The 26,099-nt window shown below is 65.9% G+C and carries 20 protein-coding genes and 2 tRNA genes; 8 read left to right on the top strand and 14 right to left on the bottom strand.

All coding sequences use genetic code 11. The annotated features are described in order from the left end of the window. The first annotated feature begins 4 nt into the window (after nt 1–4). From VHK65_11845 to VHK65_11825, 5 genes are all read left to right on the top strand, one after another. Entirely contained in the window at nt 5–205 is a 201-nt protein-coding gene (locus VHK65_11845) for a MerR family transcriptional regulator (GenBank protein ID HVS06838.1), read from the top strand. 75 nt (nt 206–280) lie between these two features. Next, nucleotides 281–871, top strand: a complete 591-nt coding sequence (locus tag VHK65_11840) for a hypothetical protein (GenBank protein ID HVS06837.1) — start codon at nt 281–283, stop codon at nt 869–871. A 111-nt stretch (nt 872–982) separates the two neighbouring features. Continuing rightward, nucleotides 983–2,485 (top strand): leucyl aminopeptidase, encoded by a 1,503-nt coding sequence (locus tag VHK65_11835; protein ID HVS06836.1) that lies wholly within the window; start codon nt 983–985, stop codon nt 2,483–2,485. Then, nucleotides 2,478–4,199, top strand: coding sequence for a DUF885 domain-containing protein (locus VHK65_11830; GenBank protein HVS06835.1), 1,722 nt, complete (start codon nt 2,478–2,480; stop codon nt 4,197–4,199). Before VHK65_11835 ends, VHK65_11830 begins: the two co-directional genes overlap by 8 nt. Nucleotides 4,200–4,231: 32 nt before the next feature. Next, complete coding sequence (locus VHK65_11825) at nt 4,232–7,519, top strand: AAA family ATPase (GenBank protein ID HVS06834.1); 3,288 nt, start codon at nt 4,232–4,234, stop codon at nt 7,517–7,519. On the opposite strand, the gene VHK65_11820 is transcribed toward VHK65_11825, so the two are convergent. Next, the gene (locus VHK65_11820) at nt 7,516–8,748 is read right to left on the bottom strand and encodes an amino acid ABC transporter substrate-binding protein (protein ID HVS06833.1); all 1,233 of its coding nucleotides are present in this window, start codon (nt 8,746–8,748) and stop codon (nt 7,516–7,518) included. The genes VHK65_11825 and VHK65_11820 overlap by 4 nt on opposite strands. A 115-nt stretch (nt 8,749–8,863) precedes the next feature. Between VHK65_11820 and VHK65_11815 the strand changes: the two genes are divergently transcribed. Then, nucleotides 8,864–8,937: transfer RNA gene (locus tag VHK65_11815), tRNA-Cys, on the top strand. Between the two features lie 331 nt (nt 8,938–9,268). On the opposite strand, the gene VHK65_11810 is transcribed toward VHK65_11815, so the two are convergent. Further along, nucleotides 9,269–10,993, bottom strand: coding sequence for a molybdopterin-dependent oxidoreductase (locus VHK65_11810; protein ID HVS06832.1), 1,725 nt, complete (start codon nt 10,991–10,993; stop codon nt 9,269–9,271). A 575-nt stretch (nt 10,994–11,568) separates the two neighbouring features. Here VHK65_11810 and VHK65_11805 point away from each other — a divergent pair. Together VHK65_11805 and VHK65_11800 are read left to right on the top strand one after the other, a co-directional pair. After that, nucleotides 11,569–11,642, top strand: a tRNA-Cys gene (locus VHK65_11805). A gap of 246 nt (nt 11,643–11,888) precedes the next feature. Beyond that, nucleotides 11,889–12,143 (top strand): hypothetical protein, encoded by a 255-nt coding sequence (locus VHK65_11800; GenBank protein HVS06831.1) that lies wholly within the window; start codon nt 11,889–11,891, stop codon nt 12,141–12,143. Nucleotides 12,144–12,223: 80 nt separating this feature from the next. Here VHK65_11800 and VHK65_11795 read toward each other — a convergent pair whose 3' ends face one another. From VHK65_11795 to VHK65_11740, 12 genes are all read right to left on the bottom strand, one after another. Continuing rightward, nucleotides 12,224–12,748, bottom strand: coding sequence for a hypothetical protein (locus VHK65_11795; protein HVS06830.1), 525 nt, complete (start codon nt 12,746–12,748; stop codon nt 12,224–12,226). A 406-nt stretch (nt 12,749–13,154) separates the two neighbouring features. Beyond that, complete coding sequence (locus tag VHK65_11790; GenBank protein ID HVS06829.1) at nt 13,155–16,598, bottom strand: hypothetical protein; 3,444 nt, start codon at nt 16,596–16,598, stop codon at nt 13,155–13,157. Between the two features lie 319 nt (nt 16,599–16,917). Further along, on the bottom strand, nt 16,918–18,411 hold the full coding sequence (locus VHK65_11785) for a prolyl oligopeptidase family serine peptidase (GenBank protein HVS06828.1): 1,494 nt from the start codon (nt 18,409–18,411) through the stop codon (nt 16,918–16,920). 203 nt (nt 18,412–18,614) lie between these two features. Next, nucleotides 18,615–19,058, bottom strand: coding sequence for an ester cyclase (locus VHK65_11780; GenBank protein ID HVS06827.1), 444 nt, complete (start codon nt 19,056–19,058; stop codon nt 18,615–18,617). Nucleotides 19,059–19,230: 172 nt separating this feature from the next. Beyond that, entirely contained in the window at nt 19,231–19,851 is a 621-nt protein-coding gene (locus tag VHK65_11775; protein HVS06826.1) for a hypothetical protein, read from the bottom strand. Nucleotides 19,852–19,988: 137 nt separating this feature from the next. After that, the gene (hisIE, locus tag VHK65_11770) at nt 19,989–20,597 is read right to left on the bottom strand and encodes a bifunctional phosphoribosyl-AMP cyclohydrolase/phosphoribosyl-ATP diphosphatase HisIE (protein HVS06825.1); all 609 of its coding nucleotides are present in this window, start codon (nt 20,595–20,597) and stop codon (nt 19,989–19,991) included. After that, complete coding sequence (hisF, locus tag VHK65_11765) at nt 20,594–21,352, bottom strand: imidazole glycerol phosphate synthase subunit HisF (protein HVS06824.1); 759 nt, start codon at nt 21,350–21,352, stop codon at nt 20,594–20,596. The genes hisIE and hisF overlap by 4 nt, the downstream gene beginning before the upstream one ends. A 10-nt stretch (nt 21,353–21,362) precedes the next feature. Continuing rightward, nucleotides 21,363–21,977 carry an imidazole glycerol phosphate synthase subunit HisH gene (gene hisH / locus VHK65_11760; GenBank protein ID HVS06823.1) on the bottom strand — a complete coding sequence of 205 codons (615 nt, stop codon included), beginning with the start codon at nt 21,975–21,977 and terminating at the stop codon, nt 21,363–21,365. Next, complete coding sequence (gene hisB, locus VHK65_11755; GenBank protein HVS06822.1) at nt 21,974–22,558, bottom strand: imidazoleglycerol-phosphate dehydratase HisB; 585 nt, start codon at nt 22,556–22,558, stop codon at nt 21,974–21,976. Before hisB ends, hisH begins: the two co-directional genes overlap by 4 nt. Continuing rightward, the gene (gene hisD / locus VHK65_11750; protein HVS06821.1) at nt 22,548–24,875 is read right to left on the bottom strand and encodes a histidinol dehydrogenase; all 2,328 of its coding nucleotides are present in this window, start codon (nt 24,873–24,875) and stop codon (nt 22,548–22,550) included. The genes hisB and hisD overlap by 11 nt, the downstream gene beginning before the upstream one ends. Next, a complete protein-coding gene (hisG, locus tag VHK65_11745) occupies nt 24,872–25,753 on the bottom strand; it encodes an ATP phosphoribosyltransferase (GenBank protein ID HVS06820.1) in 882 nt (293 codons plus the stop codon). The genes hisD and hisG overlap by 4 nt, the downstream gene beginning before the upstream one ends. Continuing rightward, nucleotides 25,750–26,097 carry a YerC/YecD family TrpR-related protein gene (locus VHK65_11740; protein HVS06819.1) on the bottom strand — a complete coding sequence of 116 codons (348 nt, stop codon included), beginning with the start codon at nt 26,095–26,097 and terminating at the stop codon, nt 25,750–25,752. The genes hisG and VHK65_11740 overlap by 4 nt, the downstream gene beginning before the upstream one ends. Nucleotides 26,098–26,099 lie beyond the last annotated feature (2 nt).

Raw genomic sequence — 26,099 nt, 5'->3', positions numbered from 1 at the left:
GTCGATGGCTGGGGAGCGCCTCTACTCGATCACCGAGGCCGCCGCGAAGCTTGGCGTGTCACCCGCGACGATTGCCACATGGATCCGCCTTGGCATTGCCACGGCGAGCCGCCAGGACGAGTTGGGTCGCAACCGCTATACGGACGCGGACCTCGTCGAGATGGAGCGGCGCTTCCAGGAGCGACAGGCGCGGAAACGCGTTTGACTTGAACCGATGGCGAATCACTCATAGACTTACAGGGCCTTAACCGCTTCGCGCATGTTCTTTGGGGAGGTTCGCATGAAGCGATTGCTGATGGTTTCAATGGCCGCGGTCGCACTGGCGCTGGTGCCGATGGCCGCGGCGGCCGATGAGGGCGAGGGGGACCAGCATTTCGGACCGTTCGCCAGCGCATCGACTGACTCAGGGACCTGCGGGAACAATTGGGCAGCCGACACCTTCACCCGCAACTTCGTCGTCCATCAAAACGCGGACGGCACCTTCAGGCTGGTCGAGCTCTTTAGCAACGGAAAATTCGTGACTATCGCCGGCGCGAGCCCCGGCGCTTGCCAGAGCGGCACGAACAACGGGTCAACCGTGGCCAGCGGGATCCACGGCCGCTTCGGTGGCTTCTTCAATGGCACGATAACCGGCACTCCCGCGTACAACCCACACGGCTGCGACATCCCGGCCCCGTGCACCACGACCAGCGGGTTTGTTCTGGCAGTCTTCGGACCAGGTGCGCAGTACGGCTGCGTAAGCGGCCCAGGGTCGTGCAGCTTCTTCTTCGGCTACTTCTCCCCCCACCAGGGCCTCAAATCCCACATCTGGATCAACGCCTCGGCGGATCTGGGCGGGAATCGCGGAGACATCGCCACCAGCAAAGTCTGACGACCGAAACCGCAGAGCGTGAGGGAGCCGGCGCGACCAGCGCCGGCTCCATGGCGTAGAGGCCGCGGCACGTAGAATACGGAACGTTTTGTGAGGGGGAGAGGAGAAAGCATGCAGGCTCGGCTGCTGAACACTGCCCCTGAAAAGGCGGAAGCGGACGCGCTCATCCTGCCGATCTTTGAAGGGCAGCCGAAGGTGCCGCCCGAGGCTGTCGCCCTCGACAAGAAGCTGAAGGGCGCCATCGCGCAGCTGCTCACGGATCGAGAGTTCCGGGGCAAGTTCATGGAGCTGGTACCCGTTCACAACCTCGGCAACGCGCCCAGCAAGTGGACCGTCCTCGTCGGATTGGGCAAGCCCGAGGAGCTTGACCTGGTGAGGCTCCGCAACGCCCTGCAGTCCGCCGGCCGTGTCCTCCGCAAGCGCGGGCATCGCCGCGTCGCCGTCATCCTGCCCCGCGCCGTCGCGGCAACCGCCGGGCCCGCTGACCTGGCCAGAGCCGCCACGGAGGGCATCGGACTCAGTAACTTCGACACCGGCTCGCTGAAGACGCGACACGAGCAGGCGGTCACACAGATCGACGAGCTTAGCATCATCCGCCTCGACGGGGAAAAGAGCGCGGCGGCGGCGGTCAAGGACGGGCTGGTGCTCGCCGAGGCGACGAACCGGATTCGTGGGTGGGTCAACGCGCCCGCCAATGCGTTCACCCCAACTGTCTTTGTCGAGAAGGCCAAGGAGGCCGTCAAGGGCACGGGCCTCGATCTCAAGGTGCTCGAGGCCGAAGACATGAGACGGCTCAAGATGGGCGCCCTGCTGGCCGTGGCGCGTGGCTCGGATGAGCCGGCCAAGATGATCGTGCTCCGCCACAATTCCGGCCGGAAAGGCGGGCCCATGCTCGCGCTGGTCGGCAAGGGGATCACCTTCGACAGCGGCGGCATCTCGATCAAGCCGGCCCAGAACATGGAGATGATGAAATCGGACATGGGTGGCGGCGCGGCGGTGGTGGGCGCCATGCTGGCGATCGCCGAGCTGAAGCCGAAGATCAACGTGATCGGCATCGTGCCGACAACCGAGAACATGCCATCAGGCAAAGCGATCAAGCCGGGCGACGTGGTGACCGGCTCGGGCGGTAAGACGATCGAAATCATCAACACCGATGCCGAAGGACGACTCATCCTTTCTGATGGGATCACCTACGCCGTGAACGAGGGGGCGACCCACATCGTCGACATTGCGACGCTGACCGGGTCGATCGCCCGCACCCTGGGCCCGCTTGCGATCGGCGTCTTTGGGAACAATCGAACCTTGATGGATCTCGTGCGCCGAGCGGGTGACCTCGCCGGCGAGCGCCTGTGGGAGCTGCCCACCTGGGCGGATTACGACGGATTGATCGACAGCGAAATCGCGGACATCAAGAACTCAACGGTGCCCTGGGCCGGGGCGACCACGGCGGCCCTGTTCCTCCGAGAGTTCGTCGATGGCCGCCCGTGGGTGCACCTCGATATCGCCGGCAGCGCCTGGCAGAATGCGTCGGAGTTGAAGACTGTGCCGAAGGGACCGACCGGTTCAGGCGTGCGCGTGATGGCTCACCTCGCGCAGTTGCTCGCCGATCAATAAGCCCGCCCCGGTCTCCGCCGTTGACCGGCTGGCGAGTCGGTACGTCGATGAATCGTCCGCGCTGGACCCGATCCTCGCCACGTCGCGCGGCGTGACAGGTCACGACGCCGAAATGACTGACTTCTCGCCGGACGGCCAGGCGGCCCGGACCGCGCTCGACCGAGCGACGCTTCAAGAACTGTCGGGGCTTCGTCCCGCCGCAGGGCGCGACCGGATCGCGTCGGAGGGCATGCGCGAGCGGTTGCAGGTCGCCATCGACCAGGCCGACGCGGGAGAGCGCCTCCGAGATCTGCGGATCATCGGCAGTCCGTTTCAGAGCATCCGCCAGGTCTTCGATCTGATGGCCACCGCGACCGAAGCGGAGTGGCAAGTCATCGCGACTCGCATGGAGCGGGTGCCGCAGGCGCTGGCCAGCTTCGAGGCGGCCCTGTGCGAGGGACAGAGTCGCAAGATCGTGGCCGCACGACGCCAGGCGCTCGTCTGCGCCGATCAGGGCGCAACCTGGAGTGGACAGAAAAAGACGCCGCCATTCTTTCAGACGCTGGCATCCAAATACGACGGCGTCGGTGTGCCCAACTCGTCGCTCCAGCGCCGGCTGAGCGCGGCCGCACTTCACGCCTCGGAGGCGTACGCGCGCGCCACCCGCTTTCTGCTCGAGGAATACGCGCCGCGAGCGGCCGAGCGCGATGCCGTCGGGTCGGAACGCTACCAGCTCTGGGCGCGGGCGTTTCTGGGAACCACCATTGACCTGGAAGAGACGTATCGCTGGGGTTGGGACGAGCTCCATCGGATCGAGGAACGGATGGCCGCCGTGGCCGGCCGGATCCTGCCCGGCGAACCGCTGCACGCGGTGGTCCACCTGTTGGAGACCGACCCGGCGCGGTCGATCGAGGGCGTCGACACGTTCCGCAACTGGCTGCAGGAGCTGATGGATCTCACGATCGCCGAGCTGGATGGCGCGCACTTCGATATCGCGGAGCCTGTCAAGCGCGTCGAGGCCATGATCGCGCCGCCGGGCGGCGCGGCGGCAATGTATTACACGCGGCCGTCAGAAGACTTCAAGCGGCCGGGGAGGACCTGGTATCCCACAATGGGAAAGACGCGGTTCCCCCTGTGGGGCGAAGTCTCGACCGCCTACCACGAGGGCGTGCCAGGCCACCATCTTCAGCTGGCGCAGCTGATCTACATGGCCGGCTCTCTCAACCGTTTCCAGCGCATGGCGGCATTCGTTCCTGGCTACTCCGAGGGCTGGGCCCTGTACGCCGAGCGCCTGATGGGGGAGTTGGGCTACCTGCAGAACCCGGACTACGAATTGGGGATGCTGCGCGCACAGGCCTTTCGCGCCATGCGTGTCATCGTGGACGTCGGGGTACACGTCGGACTCAAGATCCCTTCGAACGAGGGCTACCACCCGGCTCAAACGTGGGCGCCGGAGCTGATGCTGCCATTCGCCATCGAGCATGCCCATCAGCCGGCAGACTTCCTGCGCAGCGAGGTCGATCGCTACCTGGGTTGGCCGGGACAGGCGATTTGTTACAAGGTGGGGGAGCGAGCCTGGCTCGCCGTTCGAGAGCGGGCACGCCAGCGCGCGGGCCAGAGTTTTGACCTGAAGACGTTCCACACGCGAGCGCTCAACCTCGGACCAATGGGCCTCGCCCAGCTGGAACGAGAAATGAACGCCAACGGCGATCCGACTTTCGATTCGAAAGCCTGATTGGTGCCGTCGCGCAATTAAGATGAGTGCCCATGGAACGGGCGCTTTGCCCTGTCCTCGTCGGTCGCGAGCGCGAGCTGGATCTCCTCGAGGATGCCCTCATCGCGTCGAACCGAGGCCGAGGGCAAGTGGTGGTGATCGCCGGCGAGGCCGGAGTCGGCAAGACTCGGCTCGTCAATGCCCTGCGGGTTAGCGCCGCTCGAGCAGGCACGACGGTCGTCAGCGGATCCTGTTCCGAAGCCGATCTGACGCTCCCCTATTTGCCATTCGTCGAGGGCATCGGCAATTATCTGGCAAGCCTTGATGGCGAGCGGATCAAGACTCGGCTCGGCCCCGCGACCCGCCGTCAATTGGGGCACCTCTTTCCCCAGCTCGAACTGTCCCCGCCCGCCGAAGTCGGCGACCCTGGCCAGGCGCGAATGCGCCTCTATGAGGCGCTGCTTACCCTGCTGCAAATTGCGGCGGAGCAGCGCGGGCTCCTGCTGGTCCTGGAAGACCTCCATTGGGCCGACGCCTCCACCCGCGAACTGCTTGACTACCTCGCCCGACGCGTTCGCCGCTCGCGAATCCTCATCCTCGGGACCTATCGCAGTGACGAGCTCCATCGGCGCCACCCGCTTCAGCCGCTTGTTCAGGCCTGGCAGCGAGCGGGCACCATCGAGACCGTCCAGCTGGCACCGCTCGATCCACCCGGGGTTGGCCGGATGACCAGCGCGATCTTCGACGGAGCGCCCGTCGAAGACGAGCTCCGCGATTTCCTCTTTGCCCGCACCGAAGGCAACCCCTTCGTCCTCGAAGAGTTCCTCAAAGCGGCCCTCGACCAGGGTGACATCTTCAAGACGGCCCAGGGGTGGGATCGGAAGGCGATCGGCCATCTCAAGCTGCCGGCGACCGTCAAGGAGACGATCCTGCTTCGGGTCGAACGGCTCCAAGAGCAGCAGGCCAACATTCTTCGGGCCGCCGCCGTACTGGGGCGTTGCTTCGACTACCGGATGCTCGTCGGCATCTCTGGAGAGTCCGAGACCACCGTGCGAGCCGCACTGCGCGCCTTTGTCGAGCAACAGCTCGCGCAGGAAGAGACTGATGGCGGCTATTCCTTTCGTCATGCGCTGACGCGCGAGGCCATCCTCGATGACATGATCGCACCCGAGCGGGAGCGGCTACACGCACGGGCGGCCGATCAGCTGCGCGAGCAACCTGGCGCCAATATCATGGAACTAGCCTCCCACCTGATGGCCGCGGCACGCTGGCAGGAGGCGATCCCGGTGGCCCTACGAGCGGCGACCGACGCGGAAGGGCGGAAAGGTTACCTCGAGGCGGTTCACCTCTACGAGCGGCTGCTCGACCATACGAGCGACCGCTGCATGCGGGGCGAGCTCTTGAGCCGTCTGGGGAAGGTGCAGTTCTTCGCGGGTGAGACCCGTCAAGCCCAGCGCTATTTGGCTGAAGGGATTGCGATTCTCGATCAATGCGGTGACCCGCGTGCGGCTGCGGGCTATCGCATCTGGCTGGGGCGCTGTCATTGGATGCGCTCGCGACCAGACCTCGCTCGACAGGAGTTCGAGGCCGCACGTGCCGCGCTCGAGCCCCACGGTCCGAGTGAAGACCTGGCCTATGCGTATGTTCGCCTGGCGAGCCTCCACACCTTCGACAAGGAACACGAGATCGCACTGCAACTGTCGAGAGAAGCCGTTCGGATCGCAACCGCCGTTGGGGCGGATGGACCCAGGATCCATGCGTACAACTATCTTGGTACCAACCTTCAGCCCATGGGTCAGGTGGAAGAAGGGCTGCACTGGCTCGATCAGGGCTACCGCGAGGCCGTCGCCGCCGGCTACGACTGGATCGCGGTTGTGGCGCTCTACAACGCGATCGGCGACCAGCTTCACCACGCGCGTGGGCGCCAGGCGCTCGAGCGACTCGGGTGGTTGCAAGACATGTCAGGCCCACTGCGGTCGCGTGACAGCGGCCTCCTCGAGGCCGAAGGGTTCCTGGCCATGCGAGCACGGGGTGAGCCGGAGCGGGCCCGGCGTTTGCTCGAGGCCGCTGTGCCTCGCGCTGAGGAGGTCGAGGACACGCTGTTTGCGCACCGGATGCGGCTCGTCCTCGCCCACGCGCTCGCCGCCCTCGACCAGCTCGACGAAGCCTGGCGGGTGTTACCGGCGCAGCCCGCCACCGCTGAAACGCAGGAAGTGATGGGATTCATCTACGAGAGCATGTGGCTTCACCTGGTTGGAGGAAATGTCGCGGCCGCCCAGGAGCTAGCGCAACAGGTGGTGCGCATGGTTGAGGCCGACCCGGTTCGAAACACCGAAATCTATCTCCTCGATCACGCTGTCGACGCCCTTCTGCGCGCCGATGACATCCCCACAGCACGACGGCTGCTCGCCATCGCCCACACTGACGTCTTCGGCCGGCACCCCCTCCTGCTGCGTGCCCGTGGACGTTTGGCGCTGGCCGAGGGTGATCTGGCTGGCGCTCGCGACAACCTTCACGAGGCCGTTTCGGCGCTCGACGGCGCGGAGTTTGCCGACGAAGAGTGGCCGACGCGACGGGCCTTCGCCGCGGCGTTGCTCGCGTCAGGCGATCGCGACGGTGCGGAGCGCGAGTTGCGCATCGTCTTACTGGCGGCCCGCGAACGGGGTCATCTGCTAGAGGCTCGCCTCGCCGCGCAAGGGCTGGCTCAGCTCGGGGTGGCGGTTCCAGACTTGGTACCGAGTCCGCCCACCGCGGCCACGGCCGCCGAGGTCGACGGTGAAGGGCGCCAACCGACCGAGCGACTCGTGACCGTCATGTCAATCGACATCCGCGGATTCACGGCAATCACGATCCAGGAGCCGCCGCACGAGCTGGCCGACCGGATTGCGACCTTCTACCGCTGGGCCGAGCAGGAGATCCACCGCCACCAGGGGTTGGTGGATCGCTATGCCGGCGACGCGGTGCTGGCCATCTTCAACGTCACCGGGGCCAAGCTCGACCACTGCATCCAGGCGGTGGAGGCCGCGCTGGCCATCCGCGACAAGGCGGGCTTCATCGGCCTGCCGGTCGGCGTGGGCGTCGCCGTCGGGCCGGCCGTAGTCGGACAGCTCAGCGAGGGCTCGCCGTTAACCGCCGTGGGTGAAACGATCAACCTCGCCGCCCGATTGCAGGCTCAGGCCGAACCGGGAGAGGTCATTCTCAGCGAGGAGGCGTACCGTCGAGCGCGGCATTGGCTAGAAGAGCAGCGGGTCAGCCCCATTCAAGCCTCGCTGACGCTGAAGGGGTTCCCGCTGCCACATGTGGCGTACCGGCTGGCGGTGCCGATCGCGGACGGGGTCTAGCGCTTCGCCCAGCCAGGATCCGGGTAGCGAGGTCGGGCGCTCGCGACATCGGGCGGCCAGACGAGGACCGCGAAGCCTGACTGAACCTGCTGAACGTAAATCGGCTTGACGGCATTCGCCCCGCGGTCGTCGAACTTGATCTGGCCGAAAAAGGTGTTGAGGTCTGTGGCGGCGAGCGCGTCGCGCACCTTCGCCGGATCGGTGGAGGCGGCGCGCTCGATCGCGACCTCGAGCGTGAGGCAGGCGGCCGTCGCCGCGCCGGCATGCTCGTCGGGAAGGTGCCCGAACTGCGCAGCGAACGCCAGCGCGTAGTGGAAGCTGTCAAGGAAATAACTGATCTGGTTGCGCGCGGCCGGTGCCCACTGCGTCGCGCCCACGGCGTAATTCGCCGCCTTGTGGAGATCGGCAGTAAAGAGGGCGGCGCCGGGTCCGTCGGTGAACCCCAGGAGTTTGGGCTGGATATTCATCTGCCGGGCCTGCTGGACGGTGCGCACGCTCTCGCCGGGATGCCCAACCTCGAGGATGAGCTCGGCGCCAGCCCCGCTGGCCGCCCCCAGCTGCGCGCTGACGTCGTTGACGCCCGAGGGATAGGAAGCGCTGTAGACCAGCGCCAGGCCTTTCGCCGTCGCGTATGCGGCGGTAGCGGCGGCGACCTCGGCCGAGAGGCTATCGCTGGCGTACAGAATGGCCACCGATTGCGGTTTCGGATCCTGCGCCAGCGCCATATCGACCACGCCCTGCAGCTGCCGGCTGTCCGGCGCCAGCACACTGAATAGATAGTGGTAGTGGTTGTTGAAGATCGCGTCCGAGGAGGCGCCACTGCTGACCATCGGCACCTGGTGCTGTTCGGCGACGGGCGCCGCGCGGCTGGTGGTGGCGTCGTTCGAGGGGCCCAGCAGCAGCGTTTCGTGATTGTCCAAGATCAGTTGCTCCGTGGCCGCCGCCGCGATCGATGGCCGGCTCTGATCGTCGGCGATGTCGAGACTCAACCGGTTGCCGACCCCCTTGAGGTTGATGCCGCCCTTCCCGTTGATCCAGTCCTGACAGTAAAGGTAACCCTCCTTGGCCATCTGGCCGCTGCTCGCCTGGCTGCCGGTGAGCGAGAGGACGGCTCCGACCGTGATGGCGCTCCCCAACGGCGCGCTGATCACGGCGGGGCTGCGTGCACAGGCGGCCGCCACTGAGCTGATCGCGATCAGCGGCGCGAGGGGAAGCCAGGACCTCCGCACGTCGGGTGATTATGTGCCCGCCGAGCCAGCGAGCCCGGCCGATCGGGTGACAAATTTGTTGATACCCGGACGGGCAGGGGCTGGCGAACTAAACTATGCGATTGGCTGCAGCGGCGGCGAGTTAGCCAAGTGGTAAGGCAGAGGTCTGCAAAACCTCCACCGCGGGTTCGAATCCCGCACTCGCCTCCAGTTTTTGAATACGATTTGACGCCTGCCCCGCCATTCGCGCCGCGGTTGACGGCAATGGTGACGGCAACCTCGATGAACTCTGGCGAACTTTGATGGATCGCCGACGCGCTTCGTCGGCTTGCCTGCGGAGCGTTATCTCTTGGGCTCGCAATTGAGCGGCCCAGGTTTGTCGGCGTGCCACCCCTTCCTCCTGGTCGGCACCTTTCGGTTAACCGATGCTCGGAATCTAGGATGAGCTTGGCCGTCAATGTCGCCAACGGCAACCTCGTCGTGCAAGCCACCGACTTCGCCATCAACGGGACCGGGCCGCCGCAACACTGCCGTACAGGCGCTAGATCGACTGGCGGTACCCGAAGAACTCATGGTCCTCGTTGTAACCGCCGAAGCCGCCGCCGATCTCGGAGTAGTGCGCCACGAACTCGATGGCCGCCAACCACTTCACCTGCTTGAAGCCCAGTTGCACCTCGTTTCTCAGCCGGAGCGGGGCGCCGTGGCCGAACGAGAGCGCCTCACCGTTCATGTCGTAGGCCAGCATGGTCAGGTGATAGTGCATCTGCTCCACCGGATGGGCGTCGTAGTAGACGCCCTTGTTGGGGCCCTCCGCCAATGAGTAGAAGACCACCCACTTGGCCTCCGGTTGAGGCTTGACCAGGTCGAGGATGGTCTGCATCCGAACCCCGCCCCACTTCGCGATGCCTGACCAGCCCTGGATGCAGAAGTGCTGGGTTATCTGTTGATGGGCTGGGAGCGCCCTGATTTCTGCGAGGTCAAGCTCGACTGGGTTGTCAACCAGGCCCCCGATCCGCAGCCGGTAGGTGGCGAAGTTGTTGTCCAGCATGGCCCGGTAATCGTCGGAGTCCGGGAAGTGGCCGTTGTGCCAGAAATACGGTGAGATGTCTTTCTCGGTGTACTCCCCCGGCGTCGCATCGAGGTGCTCGAAGAGCCGCTGCGCCGGCCCGATCAGCGCGAAACCGATGCGCTGCACTACCCGGGGGTGCCGCAGCGTGTACGGCGTGGCCATCACCCACGCGGCGGTGAACACCGCCATCGACAGGGCGAAGATCCCAAGCCCGAGCCAGCTCTCGTCGTTGCGCCCGGCGTACATGTGGTTGAGGTTGCGGAGCAACCCGGTGGTGAAGACCAGCGCCACGTGGATACAGATGAAGAAGACGAACCAGGCCATTACCAGGAAGTGCATCGAGCGCGCCGCCTGGATGCTCAGCCTGCGGCTGACCACCTTGAAACGTGTGGACAGCGCTGGTGACATGCCCAGGCCGGTCATCAGGGCAAGTGGGCCGGCCACAAACACGGTCAGGAAGTAGGCCAACAGCTGCATGCTGTTGTACGCGACCCAGCCGTTCTCGGTTGGCCAGTGCAGTGACAAGTACTGGATCAGAACGGACGCCGCGTTGGGAAACACGTCCCAGCTGGTTGGCACAAGGCGCTGCCAGCGTCCCGTGGCGAAGAGCAGGATGTAGAAGACGATCCCGTTCAGGACGAACAAGGAATCCATACCTAGGTGCCACCAGCGGGCGAGACCGATCGAGTGCCTGATCCCCGGCAGCCCGATCTGCCCGGGGAGGCTGATGGAGTCCTGCTTGGCCGTCCAGAGGGGCTCCGCGGGAACCGGGTTCTGGATGCGGAACCAATCCCTGCCCGGGGTGCTGTGACGGGTCCAGTAAAGCCGCGGATGGTCCGTCAGGATCTGCAGCCCCGAGCGGATGATGAAGATCATCAGGAAGCCGGTGAGGAGGTGCTGCACCGAGACCCACAGGGGAAACCCCTCATGCTGTTGCGCACCGGCGGACTCGATCGTGCCCGGATACTGCTGGATGAAGCGCTGGATCTGGGGAAGGCCCCGGAGGCCCTGCGCCGCCGCCACCCCGACCAGGAGCAGACCGAACCCGATGGGGAGCAGCCAGAGCAGGTTGAACCAGCGGTCGTGACCGACCCGCACGCGCGGAGCGATGCCGTTGGCGTGGGGTATCGCGCCGGCCCAAGTGGCGGGGTCGACAATGTCCTCGCCCGTGGTCAGTTGCGATCGAAGGTTTTGCATCCAGGAAGGCTCGCATCGAGTATGGCCTAGTCGCTGGCGGCTCCGTGAGGTACAGCGAGGGTGACGCCTGGGGGGCCGTCTTCCCCGTGTCGAGTCCCGCGGTCGGTACATCCGCTCCGTGCTCAGCGCGTTTGCGATCACACTCGTCGGCGGCCATACTCTCGGCGTCATCCTCGGGCCTCGCTTGATGGCATCGCCTTCGGCGATCGCCAGCTTCCACTCATACAGGCCCATGGCTGAATGCAGCGGCGTGACTTGCGAGCAGCCCGAGCACTCATTCGAGATAGGGCTAGCCTTCCTTTGGCGAGGAGGCACGATTCTTGGCATGGTGGACATGGGCAACTTGACGGTTGGCGGCCGGGCAATCAGTGCCTCCGTCGCGCAAACCGGACTCGCCATTGATCTCTGGCTATCGCGGTTCCCATTTCTGGGTGTGTGCATTTAAGGAGTCCGCAAAGCTCTCGAGCAAACCGAATGATTGACGGCAACGGTGACGGCAACCCGGCTGAACTCTGGCGACACGCAATGAACTTCAACGGACGCCACCTGCTGAAATTCAGTACGCAATGAACTTCAGCGAACTCTGGTGAACTCCCGGCATAGGTCTGCAAAACCTCCACCGCGGGTTCGAATCCCGCACTCGCCTCCAGTTTTTCGTATTCGAATTTCAACCTCTCGCCTGAGCGCTTCTAACAATTGACGGCCAAGCTGACGGCTAAGCCCGCATTCTGGGTCCATCTTTTTCATTGTGGAGGTGGCGCAGATGGAGCGTCGTCAGCGCGGACTGGGCGGCGTGTACCAACGGGCCGATGGGCCCTGGGAAGGCCGAATTCGTATTCGAGGCGGGGAACGGCGGTCGTTCTACGCGCGAACTCGACGCGATGTAATCCGCCGATTGGGTGAGGCACAGTGGGCGCTCGGTCAGGGATTGGGCGTCAGTGCGCGAACAACGTCGCTGCGGGCCTTTCTCGAATCCTGGCTGCTGGTGTGCCGGACCAGGCTGCGGCCGATGACGCTGGTCACCTATGCGCGTGATGTCCGGCGCCTGAGCGACATGCTGGGTGACATTCCTATGCGAAATTTGACCCCGGGCTTGATCCTGTTCCCGCCCCAACCAATACCGCAGACTGCGGGTAGGCCCGCTGCTTGACACCCACCGGTTCGGAGGCGAGGGGAGCTTGGCTTATGGTCCGGATGATCGTCCGTCATGCAGGCGCAAGCTAAGCGTTGTCACGGTCGCACTGTCTTGGGTCGAAGGCTCAGGAAGTAATTGCCCATCAAGCCACGGTCGTGGAACGTTGCCCGCTCGGCATCGGAGGTGAAGAAGCTCAACGACAGCGGCCTGCCTGCCACGGCCCGGGTAGCCCCGCCGATGTGATAGCGGTCAAGACACCACTCCGCAACTTGAAAGTAGTACGCGAGCATCTCGGTCAACTCTTGATCCGCTGGGGTCGCCGTTAGCGCTTCCTCGAGTCGATCAATGATCGCGACGCTCGCAGCGCTCTCGAGATTGCGGATCCCAGTTAGGTATGCCGGTTCCGCGCATTCAAACCAAGTTAGGAATAAGCCACGTTTTAACGCCTCAAGCGAGTCGGGAGATTCAGTGGCTGCCAGGGTTGAATAGGACCGTTGAATCTCTTGCTGTTCGGCTTCCGCCCAATTCTCGATCGCCGCACGGTCCGACACCGCATCCTGTATGCGATCCATTTCCGCCTTACAGCGCGTCTCGCGCGCCGCCAACTCCTTCAGCGTCATCGCCTGATGGTGGCACAGACTGCCTGACGGCGAAAGCAGCTGTTCCCGGGCGAGACGATTTAGAATGAGGGTTCGTGCGAGCTCCGCACGGGTGCGGCGTATGCAGCATCGTTATGCCGTAGGCCGCTAAGTTCAGCTGTCCCAGCACGACGGAGCTTCGAACGAACCGCGTTGTCATACGCAGGTAACTTCAGTGAACCCTGGTGAACTGCAGGTTGCGGGCTGCAAGACCTCCACCGCGGGTTCGAATCCCGCACTCGCCTCCAATTTTGAATAGGACTTGAGGCCCACCTCGCCATTGGAATCGCGGTTGACCGCAACGGTGACGGCAACAGCGGTGAACTCTAGCGAACCAGAATGAGGATCCGCAGCCAAGGGCGCTCGGTTTTGCCCAGTACCGTCGTCATCAGGACACCTGGATCTGAAGGCGGTTTGGCCCGGGGGCCGTCATGCCTGCCGTTACCAGCGCCATATCAATGGCGACGCCTGCGGGACGGTATGGGTTCGACAGCGGTGTCGTCGGCAGAGTGACGCCGTTCAGGATGACTGCCTCGGGTCCAACGCCCCGATTCCGGACACGAAAGGTCAGCTCCAAAGGCATCCCATTGAGAGGGACGGTCGCCTGTAGCCGGTCCAGGGAGGGAGCGAGCACTGGATCGATCTCCAGGACATCACCGCGTCGACGCACGCCGAGGAAGCATTCGACGATGAGTCTCAGGAAGATCCCCGGTCCGGAGGAGTAGACGCGCCACCCTCCCTCGAGCGGCACCTTGGCCTGCATGACCTCAACGTAGTGTGCGGCAGCCTCATATCGGTCGGCGAACGCCGCGTCGGAGGAGGAGTAGTAGCACGTCGACTGTCGTGGCCGGGCGTTCGGAATACGGTTGGCGACGCCGATGGGGTTGGCCAGGGCCAGGGCTTCCAGCAGCCGCTCGGCGTCGCCGTATCGCGCCAGGGCTTCCGCATAGCGCAGGTGGGCGTGCATGTACATGATTCCGATCTCACGACCGAAGAAGGTGCTGGCCTCCGCACGCTGGAAGACCTCCATGGGGCCGCCCTGGTAGCGGACCGGTCGGTCGAAGAGTCGCGCGCCGTCGGGACCGAGCAGATGCTCTCGCAGAATTTCCAGGTGCTCGCGCGCCTCACGTGGGGACAGGAGGTCGCTCGAGATCGCGTGAATGATCTGCAGGACGCCGTAGTGCAGCCCTGTCCGCTGGTCCGATGGGTGGACGAGGTGCTCAATCGACCCATCGTCACCGAACAAGCCATACCCGGCCAGCAACCCGTCTCGCATCAGCAGCGCGTGGATGCCGTCGGCCGTCTTACGGGCGATGCCTTCGGATTGGTCTGCGCATTCGACCGCTTCAGACGCGCCCGGGCCGTCCAGGGTAACGCTGACGCTTCGCAGCGGGCGAGCCAGCGTGCGTAGCGCATGCACCTGAAGCACTGCGGTCCACGTGGAGCACAGGCGTGCCGCGAGGTGTGGGTCGGCCGGCTGCAGCGAGTCGTTCCAGTCGCCGCGCCCATATGCCGGCAGGGCGGTGCCGGGTAGCGTTCTCGCGGCGATGATGGCCAGCGCTCGCCGGACATGCTCGAGAAGCGGCTCATCGGCGGTTGTTCCGCTGTCGTCGACGAATGGGATCCGCTCGGTAAGCAGGCTGGGGTCTTGCGTCACTGCCAGATACTCTCCGAGCGCGAGAAGAGGCCAGAAGATGACATCGCCATGGGAATCGCCTTGACCGCCGCGAAACTCGCGCGGATAGAACTCGAAGGCCTGGGGCCAGTCGCCTCGGGCGTTCTGGGCTCGAAGGACACGCTTGATCAGGTCGCGTAACGTCACCGTCTCTCCCAACGCGATCAGCAGACAGACCGGTCCCTGGCAGACGTCCCGGGTGCCCCAGCCCCCGCCCGTGTATTGCTCCAGCCCTCGCGGTGATAGGTAGTGGATGAGCGCGTCGTGCGCAAACCACGGAAGAATTGCGTCCAGTCTCGCAACCTCCGTGGCTGCTGGTGACGCCGTTGGGAGCTTCAGCCGCACGGAATCGCTGATCCGATGCCAGAACTGGGGCCGGGCTTCGCCTGGGAGGTCCTGCTTGGCCCGGTCGCCGGCCGGAACGAGATCGGCAGTCAGAACCAGACGCATGTTCGTCGTGGGCGACGTGAGCATCGTGATCCAGGGCAGCCCGCGCGACTGCCCGTCGAGGAAAAGGTCTTCATCGCGGCCCACGCGCTCGACCGATCCCCGCTCCCATGAGAGCCGGAACGATCCGGTAGGAAATCGGGCGGCTGCCAGCGAGCCCTGCAGGGGTCGCAGCGTTACTCCCGCTTCATCCTGCTCAAGAATTGGTGGCTCGGCGTCCTGCCCGTCATCGCCACCGAGCGCCGAGTGGGCACAGATCAGGAGGCGTACGGGCGGCCCGTCCAGAACCCGGATCTCAAGACCGAGCTGATGCGACTCGGCAGGCGCGATCGACACGACCTCCAGCACGCCGCCGGGATGACGGTACCACCAGCGGCACGAGTCCAGCCTGACGGCCCACGCGCTCGGTCCGTCCAGCAGCGCCCAACCCTGCGGAGCACCGGAGGACTCGATGAAGACCCGTAACCCATGCGCTTGCCGCAGGCCCAGGTAGCTGCGGCGGGTGGATAGCATCCGGTTCAGGCTGACATGGCCCTGGGTGACTTGCGAGAGGAAGGTCCCGGCCATCCAGGCCGTGGTGGTGAGGCTGCCCTCGTCCGGCGCCAGGGCCGTTCCCGTCCGCATGATGTGGCCGTGAGGACGTAGGACCGCCGTCTGCTTGGCGCTGGTCACGACGTGGCTTCCGTCCTGGGTGAAGTAGCTGAACAGGGCCTCGCCGACCCACTCCTGGTGATGGCGCCCGTCGCCGGTAAGCCCGGCCAGCTGATCGTCATCCAACGGCGTGCACACCAGTGGCGGGGCCGACGAGAAGAGCGATGCCGCAACCGGGGCGCCGGCGGAACGCTTCCCACTCGGCGGACCCTGGGCCGGCGGCTGCGCTTCCGGCTTGCCCAGGGCCTCGTCGACAACGGTCGTGTCCTGACCGGACGTTGCCGCTCGGTGGTCCGCCTGGTACACGCCGAAGAAGCCCGTGGCTACGGTTTCGCCGCCGATCAACTGCACCGGTCGAGCCTGCAAGAGGGCGAGCGTGTGCTCGTGCTGAAGGCGGGTACTGGGGAGCGCCTTGGCGGATAGTCCAGACGGCCGGGCCCCGGCATGGTGCCCGCGCCCAACCAGTTGAAGCGCGTCGGTGCCCCAACCGACGCCCTTGCTGAGGCAGCCGATGACGGCCCAAGGAGCCGCGCGGCCTGGCATGTTCTGGCGGACGGCGAGAACCGTGCCTGCCGACGACGTATCGATTGGCGTGAGGTCGAGATACTGGCTGACGTAATACTCACAGGTCCGTACTGCGGCATAGGGGGCCAGCGCCAGATCCTGGGCGTACACGAAGTCGATCTCACTTTGGGCGGCTCGCCGGCTGGTCACCGAGATGTGCCAGAACCACGCAGCCAGGGTGTCGGCGAGGCGGAAGGTGACGCTGTACTGCAGGTCCCGCCACTCGCCGCTGATGATGGGTCCGGTGTCGCCCCAGCTGACCGTGCTGGGACTGCCGGGCCCAAGCAGCGCCACAGCCTCGCAGTCGTGGTCACCCCGTAGGCGCAAATACAGGTTGGCCGGACCGGCTTCAAGCTCGTCGGCCGGATATAGAAGGATGCTGCGATCTCCGGCATCGAGCCGTCGCAGGTTTCCGCTGGACGTGAAGTGCGCACTGATCCCCGATCGGCTGCTCACGCTCCCGGGGACGGGCGGCTGCGTCTTGTGGTTGGTCATGCGCTTCCGCGCTGAAGTACAGGCGTTGGATCGCGGCGCAGGCCAGCGCAGATAGTCACCTTTCCGAGCAGGTCCCCACCCATCTGCTCCATCCGGCCGCCAGGCAGGAGTGGGTGTACCGCTAATGAACGGTCAGCGTTGAAATCCAATACAGAATGAACTCGGACGACCTTTGGTGAACTTCGATCGGAGGTCTGCAAAACCTACACCGCGGGTTCGAATCCCGCACTCGCCTCCAAATCCCGAATAGGGTTCCGTCCCATTTCAGTCCCATTGATGTCGGGGCCGAGCCATAAAGCCCGGCCCCGCCTCCAGTGGTTTACGAGGCCCGGTGGTCGCCGCCCTCGTCGAGGTTCCGCGCGTCGAACGGACGCAGGAACTGCGAGGGGCGGAAGTTCACGAACGCGGCGGGCAGCGGGTTGAACGGCGCCCCGAGGCCGGTGGCGATGGCGTTCAGTCCGGCGGGCGACGTCGAATCGCCCCAACGCCCGGTCTTGAGCCTTCCGATCAGGGTCTGAAAGGCGGCGATCGTCTCGCCTGGCGTGAAGGCGCAGTGTCCCGCGCGGCTCACGAAGACTTGGCGCAGGAGGGACTGGTCCCCATCCGAGCGGACGACGCTGGCGTAGGCCTGCTCATCTTGCGGCAGGACCAGGCCGTCGCCGATGGTGTGCATGGTCAGCACCGGCATGTCGAGGTCGCCGTTGTAGACGATGTACTTTTCGAGGTAGCGGAGCGCGGTCGACTTGGCCGCCACCCTGGGAGTCGCGGCGAGGGTGTCGAGGTCGGCCTCCAGGCTCAGGCCGGCCTGCTGGTAGAGGGCGCGCACCTCGTCTTTGTTGATCGAGTGGTCGAGGAGCTTCTCGTAATCGACGCCCGTGTTCCAGGAGGGGTTGCCCCCGGCCCGGCTCTCGAGGTCGGCGCGGAGAGCGAAGGAGAAGGCGAAGGTGACCTGTTGGTCCCAGAGGAACTGGTTCTTCTCGCGGCTCGCGAAGTCGCTTTGCGCCGGCTGCGGCGAGCCGGTGGTGAACCAGCCGGGGGTGTCGGCGACCGCGGCCACCAGCGCTAGCCTTGCCCGGCCGGCCGCCGTGCCCTGGGCGCCCGCAAGGATGCCCTCGGCGAGCTGGAAGTTGCTGCCTGGACCGAAGCCCTGATGGGTGATATTCACGAGCTGCAGCGCCGAGGTGGGCGCCAGCAAGGTCTTGAAAACGAATTCAGCGTCGAGGCCCGAGTTCCAGACCCCAGGCCCCCCGGCCACCACCCCGCACATCGGAATGGCACCCGCGAATCGCTGGGGGAAGAGCTGGACCAGGCCGGCCGTGATCATCCCGCCCAGGGAGTGTCCCCAGGCGATGGTGCGCTTGAGGTCCCGATGCTCGGACCTGAAGTGGTCGAGCAGCGCGATCTGATCGTGGAACGCCTGCTGGAGAGCCCACCCGTTCTGGCTATATGAGGACCCGGCTATCGCGTAGCCGTTGGCGAGCAGCCAGCCCGCCGTTGCTGGATCGCCGGCGTCTCGCGCGACGAGCGGGCTTCCAGGGGTCACATAGCCGTGGCTGTAAAGCACGAGTGTCCCGTTCCAGGGCACACTCGGCATCTCGATGATGAAGTTGGCGCCGCCGATGGCGCCCGTCTCAGTGCCGCCGGAGGCGCCCGCCGGCACGGCGCTCGCGATCAAGGCGCCCGCTAGGGCGAGCATCGCCAGCAAGGTCACGCGGGTACGTCTCAATTGTTCCCTCCCTGAACGTCCTTTCCACCCGGCGCTCTGCCGAGCGTGCAAGTGATGGAAGACGGCCTCGACTTCCGTTTTGCTCATGATCCCCTCCTATGTAAATGAGCTCGTCACTGCCAGCATAGGAGTGTCGATGGCCGGCGCGCGCGTTGGCTTGCAAAACCTCCACCGCACGTTCGATGCGCCTTCCGTTAGCTCCGGCGCAAGAGTGTCGCCATACGCAAAGAGAGCGGCACCAACGTGGGTGCCGCTCTCGGGTCAGGGTCTGAAATCGAGTCGAGGTCCGGTTAGTTCTTCGAGGAAACCGGCATCACGCCAAGCTGGGTGAGCAGCTGGACCACGTCGAAGTACAGACGGCTCTCGACGGCGAGGTCATTCTCGTAGCGAGTGATCGACACGCACTGGCCTGAGACCTTGCGGTTGGTGGCCTGGATGGTGCCCATGGGGCCGGTCAGCGGGCCGGTGTGGGTACCCGCGAACGTGAACTCCTGGACGATCCATGGGCCGCTCACGATCTCGTGCGTGACGTTGATCTTCGCGTCGGGCAGTGCCTTCATCCAGCCATTCGAATAGCCGATGACGGCGTCTTTGCCCTCGAGGCGGACGTCGCCGGGGGCGCTGAAGCGGGCGTTCGGCGCGATCAGGGACCGAAGCGTGGCCTCATCGTGGCTGTTGAACGCGTGATTGTACTTGGCGGCAAGTACCTTGGGATCGGTGACGATGGTAGGCATAGCGATTCCTTTGGAATCCTTCTAAGAACTCTTGGCCCAGCCAACGGGCAGACCTCATGCGGGGGACCTGACGGCCCAAGCCCTCACCTCGTGGGGGCACAACCATGTCTATACCCACCTCCACGCGATGTCACCCCGTGTGGCAATACCCTCTCGGCTCGTGTGTCCAGCTTTAGCTCGGTGCGTAGAAAACCCGGACCGAGTCGGGAAGTGAAGCGACCAGATCATCGGGAAGCACCTGGACGGTGCGCGAGCGGCCCCAGGTCTCGGAGACAAACTCGTCGACCCACTGCCGAGCCAGTTGCATCACGGCCGTCAGTGGCATCCCGGCTAATTGAAGAAGCTCCTGCCGCTCGCTGAGGAAGTCCTCGAATTCCTCCAGGTAGCGCCGTCCCCGTTCTCGCATGAGGGCCAGAATCTCGTTGCCGTCACCGTTTGATCGGGTCGCCTCCAGATGGCGACCTTTGAGGGAGGCCAGATCGTCGACCAAGCCTTGCGCCAGCGGCATGGTCTGCGCGCGCAGCTTCTGAATGTTGCGGATCCGCTCTGGACCGATCCGCTGGACCCACTCTTGTCGGCCCTTCGCGTCACCCAGCTGGCAGGCGCCATAGTAGTGCCCGGCTTCTCCCGGGATTTGCTTCGTCTCCATGTGCCGGCACGACCAGATCGTCCGCAGCGGCCGGTCATTGGAGTCGACCACGATGGCATGCCGCGTCTGGTAGGTCGGACAATCGTTGAAGTCGGCCGTAAATGGCTTCGGATACGGACACGCGTCGCTGGGTCGTATGGACATCCCCGCCCTCACCACTCCGTACTAGTTACTCACTGCCGCGAGAATCTCAGCATATGGTAGTAAAGGCCTATGCGATCTCGCAGGAAGGCATTTTGGCTGGAGCCCCGGCTGGCCAGCTCGCCGCCGCCCGAGCGTAATCAGCGCGGCGAAGCGGGGTGCCGTTGTGCCAGGACTTCGAGCACCGCGGCCAGGCTGAGGCCGCGATCCCGCAGTAGCAGGCTCGTGTGAAACCAGAGATCGGCGACTTCGTTGGTTAGCGCCTCGTCACTTTCTTGAGCGCCGGCCAGCAGGACTTCGACCGACTCCTCTCCTACTTTGCGGAGGATCGCGGTACGCCCTCCGTCGAAAAGTTTCGCGGAGTAGGACCCCGGCGGTCGCTGCGCCTCTCGGTCGCGCAGGGTCGCGTCGAGCTGGTCGAGGATCGAGGCCGGCTGCGCAAAGCACGAGCGCTGCCCCGTGTGGCATGCCGGGCCCGAGGGATGAACCGAGAGGAGGAGCGCGTCGGCATCGCAGTCGGCCTGGATCTCCTCGACGTGCAGCACGTTGCCCGAGGTCGCCCCTTTGTGCCACGGCGCTTGCCGGCTGCGGCTCCAGAAGTGCGCCTCGCCACTGTCGACCGTTCGGGCCAGCGCCTCCCGGTCCATGTACGCCACCATCAAGACGGTGCCGGCCGCTCGATCCTGGGCGACGGCGACGATCAGGCCGCGCTCGTCGAATGTCAGGCTCCCGACGTCAGGCACGTTCATCTCCGCACTGGGATGCCGTGGTCGGCCAGGTACGCCTTGGTTTGTGGGATGGGAAACGCACCGCTGTGGAAGATGGACGCCGCCAGCGCGGCATCAGCCTTCCCCTCGTTGAGCACCGCGACGAGGTCTTTCGGGTGACCGGCGCCGCCTGAGGCGATGACCGGAATCTGCACGGCGTCGACCACCGCGCGGGTGAGCTCGAGGTCGTAGCCGGCCTGCGTGCCATCGGCGTCGATGCTGGTCAGCAGGATCTCACCGGCGCCTCGGCGCTGGGCCTCGATCGCCCAGCCGACCGCCTCGAGCCCCGCCGGAGTCTGCCCCCCGTGGGTGAAGACCATCCATCCATTCCCGGTGACCCGTTTCGCGTCGATCGCCACGACGATGCATTGCGAACCGAACGCGCGCGCGCCCTCGGTGATCAGCGCCGGTCGCTGCACCGCCGCCGTCTGGATCGAGATTTTGTCCGCTCCCGCGCGCAGCAGGGTCCGGATCTCATCGACATCGTGGATGCCGCCGCCAACGGTAAGGGGAATGAAGACCTCGTGAGCCGTCCGCTCTACGAGCTCGACCAGCGTCGCCCGGCCCTCCGGTGTTGCGTCAATGTCGAGGAAGGTGAGCTCGTCGGCGCCGTCCTCGGAATATTTCCGGGCCAGGGCGACCGGATCTCCCTGGTCCCGCAGCTGCTGGAAATGCGTCCCCTTGACGACTCGCCCGCGGGCGGTGTCGAGGCAGGGGATGATCCGCTTGAGCAACATTTAGATGTGGCTAGGCCGCCGCCTCGGCATCCGCGAAGCGCAGGAAGTTCTCGAGCAGGCGCAACCCGGCGGTCCCGCTTCGTTCGGGATGGAACTGCACACCGACCAGACCCTGGCGAGCGATCGCACTGACGAACGGAACGCCGTGCGTCGTCTCGGCGGCAGTGACCGCAGGATATCGTGGCACGACCACGTAGGAGTGGACGAAGTAGAAGGCCTCACCCTCCATCCCGTCCAGCACCGGGTGCGGCCGGACGCATTCGACGGTATTCCAGCCGACGTGGGGCAGTTTCTCCTCCGTTTTCATCAGCTCCACCGTGCCGGGAAAGATGCCCAGGCAGGCGGCGCCGTCCTCGGCGCTCCACTCGAAGAGGAGCTGCATCCCCAGGCAGATCCCAAGGAATGGGACACCGTTGCGAATGGCAGCAATGACGGCCTCATCGAGGCCGCGCCCCCGCAGGCTGGCCATTGCCGGCGCCGCCGCGCCAACCCCCGGAAAGATGATGGCCCGCGCGTGGGCCAGATCCTCGGGGGCCAGAGCGATGGTGCAGGTCGCGTCGAGGCGCGCCAGCGCATTCTCCACGCTGCGCAGGTTGCCGCCACCGTAGTCGATGAGCGCGATCATTTCGTGCTCGGGATTCGGCCGCGCAGCGCCGGATCCACTGCGCACGCCTGGCGCAGCGCGCGGGCGAGGGCTTTGAAGGTCGCCTCGGCCAGATGGTGGTCGTCGCGCCCGGAGGCGATCACGTGCAGGGTCACACCACCACGGAGCGCAAAGGTCTCCAGGAAATGGGGGACCAGGGTTGCCGGCAGCGATCCGATCATGACGCCGCGGAGCGGCACGTCGATCATCGCGTAGCCACGGCCGCCGCAGTCGAGGGCGACGGTCGCCCGGCTCTCATCGAGCGGCACGATGGCGTCGCCGAAGCGCGCGATGCCCGACCGATCGCCGAGCGCTTCCGCCAGCACTTCGCCCAGGAGGATGGCCACATCCTCAACCGTGTGATGCGCGTCGACCTGCAGGTCGCCGCGTGCGTTCACGTCCAGGTCGAACCGGGCATGTACCGCCAGCGCGCGCAGCAGGTGGTCGAGAAATGGGACGCCCGTGGCGATCTCCGCGGTGCCGTCTCCGTCGAGGTTGAGGCGCAGCGACACCTCGGTCTCCTTCGTCCGCCGCCGTTTTGCCGCGGAGCGATCAGCCGGCATGCGCTCTCCATTCGGACAGCGCGTCGACCAGGCGAGCGTTCTCCTGCGCGGTCCGCACCGTGATCCGGATGAATCCGGCGAGCGCTGACCCCTTGGGGAACGTCCGCACCACGAGCCCACGACGCAGGAGCCATGACGCGGCCCCATCGCCGGTCTGGACCAGGAGGAAGTTCGCCGCCGAGGGATGCACCGGCAGGTCGAGACCTGTGATCTCGCGACACAGCGTGTCACGGCTCGCGACGATCCGGGAAACGCGGTCGCGCATCCCGTCGAGGTCGCGCAATGCCTGGACGCCGAGCGCTTCGGAGACGACACTGATGCTGCCGGGTGGGCGGACCCGGCGGAGTGCGGCGCCGATCACTGGCCCCGCGAGCGCGTACCCGACCCGAACGCCGGCCAGCCCGAACGCCTTGCTCAGGGTGCGGATCACCACCAGGTTGGGAAAGCGCGCGATCAGCCCTGCGGCCGTGACGGCCGAAAACTCGAAGTAGGCCTCGTCCACCGCGACCACGCCGGGGGATGCATCCGCCAGCCGCTCAATGAAGGCGACCGGCAGTAGCTCGCCGGTGGGATTGTTCGGGTTGCATAACCAGGTGAGGCGGGCGTGGCGTGACCGTTGCACGAATCGGTCCTGGTCGAGGTCCAGTCCTACCCCGGGGATCGCATCGACGCGACCGCCGGCCATCTCGCTGACGATCCGAAACATGGCATACGTGGGGCGCGTGAGGACGACCGGATCGCCCGCGCCGACGTAGGCTTTTGCCAGCAGATCGAGGATCTCATCGGCACCCGCACCAACGGTGATCGTCTCCGCCTCGGCCCCCGTGTACGCCGCAAGCGCGCTGGTGAGCATCGTGTAGCTGGTGTCGGGGTATTCGTTGAGCGCCAGCGCTCCCAGCTCGTTCAGGGACGCGCCCGGCCAGGGCGACGTGTTGGTGTCGAAGCGCACCACGTCGGCCTCGGGCACGCCGGCCTCGCTCGCGATGCGCGCGCTCGGCGGCTCCCACTCATACGGCTGCATGTCGACGATTGCTCCGCGCGGCCGCGGACCGTCGGGTCCCGTGAAGACGGCGGAGCCGTTCCGCCGGGCGCGGACGGATTGCGCATGGGCGGTGAGCTGCTCGGCTCCGGCGATCGCGTCGACGACGGGCTCGAGCTGGGCCAGGCCGGATCGGTCGAGCGACTGGACCTGCAGCGTGCGCCCAAAGGCGTCGACGCCAAGGGCGCTGAAGGAGCGGCTCGCGCCGCCCGTCGGGAGCACATGGTTCGCCCCGGTCGCATAATCGCCCGCCGCCGCGGGGGCATAGGGTCCGAGAAATACGGATCCGGCGGCCGAGATACGAGCCAGCCACCGCTCGGGCTCGGCGCACGCGAGGGTCAAGTGCTCCGCCGCGAAGGCATTTGCGAACCCAACCGCCTCATCCAGGTCCGTCGCCGTCAGCACTCGGACCTGGTCGGCGATGTCGCCGTCCACCAGGTCGCGAACATCAGCCGCGATGGCCGCATCGGTGCTGACCAGCACGCCGCGCGCGTCGGGCGCGTGCTCCGCCTGGGCTCGCAGGTCGGCCGCGATCCACGGCGCGGGGACCGACCCATCGGTCAGGATCAGGATCTCGGACGGTCCCGCCGGCATGTCGACCGCCGCCTCACCGAACACCGCCAGCTTGGCCGCCGTAACGTAGGCATTGCCGGGCCCAAAGATCTTGTCCACCCGGCGAATCGACTCGGTGCCGTAGGCCATGGCCGCGATCGCCTGGGCGCCGCCGATCACGTGGACCTCGGTCACGCCCGCGAGTCCGGCGGCAGCCAGGATCACGGCGGCAACCTGCCCATCACCTTGCGGGGGCGAGCACATGACGATCTCCTGGCAGCCGGCGAGGCGCGCGGGGATGGCGAGCATGAGCACGGAGGAGGGGTAGACGGTCCGCCCCCCCGGTACATAGATTCCGACGCGGAGGAGCGGACGCCACTCGCGCCAGACGCGCACTCCTCTTACGACGTCGACCGGCTCCTCGCTGAAGCGCTGGGCACTGTGCACCGCTTCGATGTTCGCGGCGGCGGCCTCGAGCGCGCTTCGCAATCCGCGATCCAGGTTGTCCAGCGCGGCCCGCATGGCCTCGCTGGGGACCCTCGTCTGCCGAAGACGCACGCCGTCGAAGCGCTCGGTCAGATCGAGCAATGCTGCGTCACCCCGTCGCTGGACGTCCAGCAGCAGCGCTCGCGTGTGTTCCCGCACGCTCTCGGGCACCGGTGCGCGGTTGACGAGCGAGCGGTAGGCGGCGGTCCCCGGCGCTGGGAGGGCGTCCACCGCGATCATGGGATGAGCTTCTCGATCGGCAGCACGAGGATCGAGGTCGCCCCCACCGCCTTGAGCGGACCGAGCAGCGACCAGACCGCGTCTGCGTCCACGACGGCATGCACCGCGATCATCGACGGATCGGCCAGCGGCATCACAGTTGGCGACTGCATCCCAGGGATCACGTTCTTGATCAGGCGGAGCGCATCGGCTGGCGCATTCATCATCACGTACTTCTTGCGCCGAGCCGCGATCACGCTGGCCAGCATCGTCTCGAGCTGACGCTTGCGCTCGGTCTTTTCCGGCGTCAGATGCGGATGGCTGATGAGCTGCGCTTCGGATTCGAGGATCGTCTCGATGGCGCGCAGGCCGTTGACGGCCAGGGTGCTGCCGGTCGAGACCAGGTCGACAATGGCGTCCGCCACGCCCAGCAAGGGGGTAATCTCAACCGCGCCGCTGATCTCGATCAGCTCGACGGAGAGGTTGCGTTCCTTGAAGAAGCGCGCCGTGGTCCGGGGATGCGAGGTGGCCACGCGCCGGCCCGCGAGATCACTGAGCCGCTGGAACGGTCGCTCGTCGGGGACGGCCACGCCCAGCCGGCAGTGGCCAAACCCGAGGGCCATGCACTGAGTGACCGGGCTGCCACGCTCCTCGACCAGATTCGACCCGGTGATGCCCAGGTCGACGACGCCGTCTCCCGCATACTCGGGGATGTCCTCGGCCCGCACGAACAGCAGGTCGAGTGGGTAGTTCTCGCACGGCGCAAACAGGCGCCGGTCGTCCGCCTCGAAGTGATAGCCCGCCTCTCGCAAGAGCACGATCGCCGGCTCGGCGAGGCGACCCTTGTTCGGGATGGCCAGGCGCAGCCGGCCATCGGTAAGCCCCGAGCGGCCGTTCATTTCGCGCGTGCCTTCCGCCGGTCGAGCAGCAACCGGTAGCCGCCCATCCCAAAGCGCCGCCAGGAATTGATGCGGGTGATGGTGGCGGTACTGGCGCCGGTGCGCTGCGCGATGTCCGCGTAATGAACGCCCTGGTCGAGGAGCTTGGCGACCTCCCAGCGGTGCGCGAGCGTGTGGAGCTCGGGGATGGTGCACAGGTCGCGAAAGAAGCGCTCGGTCTCCTCGGGCGACTTCAACCCGGCGATCGCCTTGAAGAGATCAGTGGTGGCGGGAGTGATCCAGGTTTCCGCGGGAGGACCCGACTTGGCTCGCGGGGTCGGAATCCGGCGCCGCCGCTTTAGCATGT

It is taken from the genome of Candidatus Dormiibacterota bacterium, assembly GCA_035544955.1.
In the GTDB taxonomy this organism is placed as follows: domain Bacteria; phylum Chloroflexota; class Dormibacteria; order CF-121; family CF-121; genus CF-13.
The sequence above is the reverse complement of the archived record's forward strand: the minus strand, read 5'-3'. Positions and strand labels throughout refer to the sequence as shown.

Bases quoted from the DNA above. Each gene is read 5' to 3' on its own strand.
- hisD (HVS06821.1), bottom strand. From the start codon at position 24,875: ATGATCGCGGTGGACGCCCTCCCAGCGCCGGGGACCGCCGCCTACCGC.
- VHK65_11740 (HVS06819.1), bottom strand. From the start codon at position 26,097: ATGCTAAAGCGGCGGCGCCGGATTCCGACCCCGCGAGCCAAGTCGGGT.
- hisG (HVS06820.1), bottom strand. From the start codon at position 25,753: ATGAACGGCCGCTCGGGGCTTACCGATGGCCGGCTGCGCCTGGCCATC.
- VHK65_11840 (HVS06837.1), top strand. From the start codon at position 281: ATGAAGCGATTGCTGATGGTTTCAATGGCCGCGGTCGCACTGGCGCTG.
- VHK65_11790 (HVS06829.1), bottom strand. From the start codon at position 16,598: ATGACCAACCACAAGACGCAGCCGCCCGTCCCCGGGAGCGTGAGCAGC.
- VHK65_11795 (HVS06830.1), bottom strand. From the start codon at position 12,748: ATGACGCTGAAGGAGTTGGCGGCGCGCGAGACGCGCTGTAAGGCGGAA.
- hisB (HVS06822.1), bottom strand. From the start codon at position 22,558: ATGCCGGCTGATCGCTCCGCGGCAAAACGGCGGCGGACGAAGGAGACC.
- VHK65_11825 (HVS06834.1), top strand. From the start codon at position 4,232: ATGGAACGGGCGCTTTGCCCTGTCCTCGTCGGTCGCGAGCGCGAGCTG.
- VHK65_11785 (HVS06828.1), bottom strand. From the start codon at position 18,411: ATGAGCAAAACGGAAGTCGAGGCCGTCTTCCATCACTTGCACGCTCGG.
- hisF (HVS06824.1), bottom strand. From the start codon at position 21,352: ATGTTGCTCAAGCGGATCATCCCCTGCCTCGACACCGCCCGCGGGCGA.
- VHK65_11780 (HVS06827.1), bottom strand. From the start codon at position 19,058: ATGCCTACCATCGTCACCGATCCCAAGGTACTTGCCGCCAAGTACAAT.
- hisIE (HVS06825.1), bottom strand. From the start codon at position 20,597: ATGAACGTGCCTGACGTCGGGAGCCTGACATTCGACGAGCGCGGCCTG.
- hisH (HVS06823.1), bottom strand. From the start codon at position 21,977: ATGATCGCGCTCATCGACTACGGTGGCGGCAACCTGCGCAGCGTGGAG.
- VHK65_11810 (HVS06832.1), bottom strand. From the start codon at position 10,993: ATGCAAAACCTTCGATCGCAACTGACCACGGGCGAGGACATTGTCGAC.
- VHK65_11835 (HVS06836.1), top strand. From the start codon at position 983: ATGCAGGCTCGGCTGCTGAACACTGCCCCTGAAAAGGCGGAAGCGGAC.
- VHK65_11845 (HVS06838.1), top strand. From the start codon at position 5: ATGGCTGGGGAGCGCCTCTACTCGATCACCGAGGCCGCCGCGAAGCTT.
- VHK65_11775 (HVS06826.1), bottom strand. From the start codon at position 19,851: ATGTCCATACGACCCAGCGACGCGTGTCCGTATCCGAAGCCATTTACG.